Genomic DNA, 4335 nt, shown 5'->3' with positions numbered 1-4335 from the left:
TAAACTAACGGGTAATCTATTCTGAATCATGCGGAGAGTTCAATTATTATGACAGTGGTGACCCGATTTGCCCCCAGCCCGACCGGCTACCTTCACGTAGGCGGAGCCCGTACAGCTTTATATTCATGGCTGGTAGCCAAAGCCCAGGGTGGAAAATTTGTCCTCCGTATTGAAGACACCGATGTCGAACGTTCTACCCAGGCGGCGATTGACGCTATTCTGGAAGGTATGGAATGGTTAGGTCTGGACTGGGATGAAGGTCCATACTATCAGACCCAGCGTTTTGCCCGTTATAACGAATACATTGACCAACTGCTGGCCGAAGGCAAAGCGTATAAATGCTATTGCTCGGTTGAGCGTCTGGAAAAAATGCGCGAAGCGCAGATGGAGCGGGGCGAAAAGCCGCGCTATGACGGTTGCTGCCGTGATAAAGAAAATCTGTCCGGGGATAAATTTGTGGTGCGTTTTCGTAATCCGCAAACCGGCAGCGTGAAATTCAATGACCATATCCGCGGGCCTATTGAATTTGCCAATGACCAGCTTGACGATTTAATCATTAAGCGTACCGACGGCACACCCACTTATAACTTCTGTGTGGTCATTGATGACTGGGAAATGAACATTACCCATGTGATTCGCGGCGAAGATCATATTAACAACACCCCCCGTCAGATTAATATTCTGCAGGCCCTGGGGGCGCCGGTACCTGAGTATGCGCACGTGTCGATGATCCTCGGTGATGATGGTAAAAAGCTATCTAAGCGTCACGGTGCTGTAGGGGTGATGCAATATCGTGATGATGGCTACCTGCCGCAGGCGGTGCTGAATTATCTGGTGCGCTTGGGCTGGTCTCATGGCGATCAGGAGATTTTCAGCCTGGACGAAATGATTAAACTGTTTAGCCTGGATGACGTGAATAAAGCGGCGTCTGCATTTAATACCGAAAAGCTCAACTGGCTGAACCAGCATTATATGAAATCTTTGCGTGCTACCGAGGTAGCCGCTTATTTGCACTGGCATTTTGAGCAGCAGGGTATTGACCTGAGCAACGGGCCTTCGTTGGAGCAGGTCATCCGGCTGCAGGCTGATCGGGTTAAAACGCTGAAAGAAATGGCTGCAATTAGCCACTATTTTTATGAGGATTTTGCTGATTTCGACGAAGCAGCCGCCAAAAAACACCTGCGTCCGGTCGCCAAAGCGCCGTTGCAGCGGGTCCGGCAGCGTCTGGAAGCGCTCTCGGTCTGGAGCGCTGAACGCATTCATGAAGAGATTCAACAGGCCGCTGACGATCTGGAAGTGGGTATGGGCAAGGTCGGAATGCCGTTGCGGGTAGCTGTTACCGGCGGAGGTAATTCACCGTCGCTGGATGTGACGCTGGAACTCATCCCGCAACTAACCGTACTGCAGCGAATTGACCGGGCTATCGCTTTCATTGAAAAGCGCGAGCAGGAGTAAGGCTATTGCCAAAAATACGTAAGCTATTAGAGAGCAATAAAGGCTGGGCACAACGTCAGATCGATATAGACCCTGAGTACTTTAAAAAATTAGTGGCGCAGCAGAGTCCGGAGTTTCTCTGGATTGGTTGTTCTGATAGCCGGGTACCTGCCAACCAGGTAGTGGATATGGAGCCAGGCGAGCTGTTTGTGCACCGGAACGTTGCGAACCAGGTCATTCAGACAGATTTTAACTGCCTGTCGGTTGTGCAATATGCCGTGGACAGCCTGAAAGTGAAGCACGTTCTGGTGGTTGGCCATTATGGCTGCGGTGGCGTTAAAGCGGCTACGGAGAGCTGCAGTCACGGCCTGGTTGACCACTGGTTATTTCCGATCAAAGATATTTATCGTGAACACCGGGCTGAACTCGAAGCGTTGGAGCCTGACGCCGCGCTTAATCGGTTGTGTGAACTGAACGTCATTGAGCAGGTCGGTAATCTGGCCAAAACCACTATCGTTCAGGCGGCCTGGGATCGCGGCCAGGAGCTGACTATTCACGGTTGGGTGTATAGCCTTGAAGATGGCGTCGTCCGCAATATGAACGTTTCAGTTTCCAGCCGGGAGGCGCTGGAGGCCATCTATCATTTTGGTGATTAAAAAGCGAAACTTGGGTGGCAAATCGCCAGTTTGGCGAAAAAACTGGCAAACGGTTTGGTTTGACCAAAAAAAGGTTGACGGCGGTGCGAGGATTACCATAGAATTCGCCCCGCTGTCAGGGTACTGAAGCAGCTCACATGATGTGGGGCTATAGCTCAGCTGGGAGAGCGCTTGCATGGCATGCAAGAGGTCAGCGGTTCGATCCCGCTTAGCTCCACCAAACTGCTTCAAATAAAAAAGTACACCGACACAATTTGTTCTGCAGCGTCCCCTTCGTCTAGAGGCCTAGGACATCGCCCTTTCACGGCGGTAACAGGGGTTCGAATCCCCTAGGGGACGCCAAACAGAACAGCTGATTGATTGAATGTATAATGCGTCCCCTTCGTCTAGAGGCCTAGGACATCGCCCTTTCACGGCGGTAACAGGGGTTCGAATCCCCTAGGGGACGCCACATTCAAAACCAGTCACAATTATCCAGTTACCGGGTCCCCTTCGTCTAGAGGCCTAGGACATCGCCCTTTCACGGCGGTAACAGGGGTTCGAATCCCCTAGGGGACGCCACGCTTAGTTACTTATCTACCAAATCCAGCAAGAACGGCTCCATAATTGTTGCTATCTTCGCCTGAGCCGCACGGTTCGGATGAATCCCGTCATTCTGCATTAATGCTTCATCTTCAATGATCTGCTCCATAAAAAATGGTACCAACGGCACATCTTTCGCTTTAGCGACCACTGGGAAGATATTGGCGAACAAGGCGCTGTATCGTGCACCATAATTTGGCGGTATGCGGATCTGACTCAAAGCTACGGTAGCGCCCTGTTGCTGTAACTGGTCGATAATTTTCAGCAGGTTGGCCTGAATACTTGCAGGCGTAAAGCCGCGCAAGCCATCATTACCACCAAGTTCAACAAAAACTGCGTCGGGCTGATGCCGTTCAATAACGCCATTCAGCCGGTTCAGCGCGCCCTGGGTAGTGTCGCCGCTGATACTGGCGTTGATAAGGGTTATATCGGGATACTGCTGCTGCCAGCGCTCCTGTAAAATGCCTACCCAGGATTCGCTTTGCGCCATACCGTAACCAGCGCTCAGGCTATCACCCAGAACCACAAGTGAGACATTTGCCGAAACTGGACGTATACAGACCAATAATGCGACGATAAATCCAAATTTTATAAGGAAGTTTTTCATAAATGCTTATTCAGACCACTCAGTTAGAAAAAAAAGTTCAGACCAGCTCGGGTATTCTACACATATTGCAGCCGATTGACTTGCAGATTGCTGCCGGCGAAACCGTAGCCATTGTCGGCGCTTCAGGCTCAGGCAAGTCCACTTTGCTGTCACTGCTGGCGGGATTAGACCTCGCCAGTGCCGGAGATGTTCTTATAGATAACGTAAAACTGAGCAATTTGGATGAAGAACAGCGAGCGAAATTACGGGCTGATAAAATAGGCTTTATTTTTCAGTCGTTTCTGTTGATTCCCAGCCTGACCGCTCTGGAAAATGTGATGTTACCGGCGGAACTGGCCGGTAACCGCAAAGCAGAGCAACAGGCGCGCTCGTTATTGCAGGATGTCGGCCTGGGTGAGCGACTGACTCACTACCCGAATCAACTTTCCGGCGGTGAGCAGCAACGGGTCGCCATTGCCCGCGCGTTCGTGGGCACCCCGAAAATTCTCTTTGCCGACGAGCCAACCGGTAATCTGGACGCCAACACTGGTCATACTATCGAAGATCTGTTGTTCGAAATGAATAAGTCATCCGGTACGACGCTGGTGATGGTCACGCACAATGAGCAACTGGCTGACCGCTGTCAGCGGATCTTTAAAATGGACGCCGGCTCGCTGACAGAGGTGCAACAGGATGTGGCATAAAATTTCCTGGCGTTTACTGCGACAGGAACTGAAACGCGGTGAACTGACTATCATGGCGGCTGCCATTGTGTTGTCGGTAACGGCGGTGCTGTCGCTGTCACTTTTTACCGAGCGTCTGCAGTCTGGCCTGATGGAACGCAGCGCAGAATTTCTGGCCGCTGATCGGGTTTTGAGCTCGCGCCGGGAGGTCGATGATGCCTGGCTGGAGCGGGCGCATGAGCTGAACCTGGAGACGGCCCGACGGGTGGTGTTCAATTCTATGGCCTTTGCTGCCGATGAGCTGGCGCTGGTTGATATCAAAGCGGTCAGCAGCGGCTACCCCTTACGTGGCACACTGAAAACCGCTGATGAGCCTTATGCTCAGGACCAGGTG

Annotated in this window: 4 protein-coding genes, 4 tRNA genes and 1 pseudogene; 8 read left to right on the top strand and 1 reads right to left on the bottom strand. The window is 51.8% G+C overall.

Annotated features, from left to right (window positions below; genetic code table 11):
• The first annotated feature begins 48 nt into the window (after positions 1–48).
• The 6 genes from gltX (at position 49) to R3196_RS10750 (ending at position 2651) form a co-directional block, all read left to right on the top strand.
• Entirely contained in the window at positions 49–1455 is a 1407-nt protein-coding gene (gene gltX, locus R3196_RS10775; RefSeq protein ID WP_318936771.1) for a glutamate--tRNA ligase, read from the top strand.
• A 5-nt stretch (positions 1456–1460) separates the two neighbouring features.
• Positions 1461–2090, top strand: coding sequence for a carbonate dehydratase (gene can / locus R3196_RS10770; RefSeq protein ID WP_318936770.1), 630 nt, complete (start codon positions 1461–1463; stop codon positions 2088–2090).
• A gap of 144 nt (positions 2091–2234) precedes the next feature.
• Positions 2235–2310: transfer RNA gene (locus tag R3196_RS10765), tRNA-Ala, on the top strand.
• A gap of 46 nt (positions 2311–2356) precedes the next feature.
• Positions 2357–2432: transfer RNA gene (locus R3196_RS10760), tRNA-Glu, on the top strand.
• Positions 2433–2465: 33 nt separating this feature from the next.
• Positions 2466–2541 (top strand) — tRNA-Glu (locus R3196_RS10755).
• Positions 2542–2575: 34 nt separating this feature from the next.
• A tRNA-Glu gene (locus R3196_RS10750) sits at positions 2576–2651 on the top strand.
• Between the two features lie 7 nt (positions 2652–2658).
• On the opposite strand, the gene R3196_RS10745 is transcribed toward R3196_RS10750, so the two are convergent.
• Positions 2659–3198, bottom strand: coding sequence for an arylesterase (locus R3196_RS10745; RefSeq protein ID WP_318936769.1), 540 nt, complete (start codon positions 3196–3198; stop codon positions 2659–2661).
• 83 nt (positions 3199–3281) lie between these two features.
• On the opposite strand from R3196_RS10745, the gene R3196_RS10740 reads away from it, so the two are divergent.
• Entirely contained in the window at positions 3282–3962 is a 681-nt protein-coding gene (locus R3196_RS10740) for an ABC transporter ATP-binding protein (protein WP_318936768.1), read from the top strand.
• Positions 3952–4335: pseudogene (locus R3196_RS10735) on the top strand (ABC transporter permease); the annotation flags it as partial. The gene R3196_RS10740 and the pseudogene R3196_RS10735, both read left to right, overlap by 11 nt.

The organism is Pseudidiomarina sp., assembly GCF_033722695.1.
Lineage (GTDB): Bacteria > Pseudomonadota > Gammaproteobacteria > Enterobacterales > Alteromonadaceae > Pseudidiomarina.
This window is presented reverse-complemented; position numbering and strand designations above follow the sequence as displayed.

Excerpts from the sequence above, each read along its gene's own strand:
- gltX (WP_318936771.1), top strand. The coding sequence starts at position 49 with ATGACAGTGGTGACCCGATTTGCCCCCAGCCCGACCGGCTACCTTCAC.
- R3196_RS10740 (WP_318936768.1), top strand. The coding sequence starts at position 3,282 with ATGCTTATTCAGACCACTCAGTTAGAAAAAAAAGTTCAGACCAGCTCG.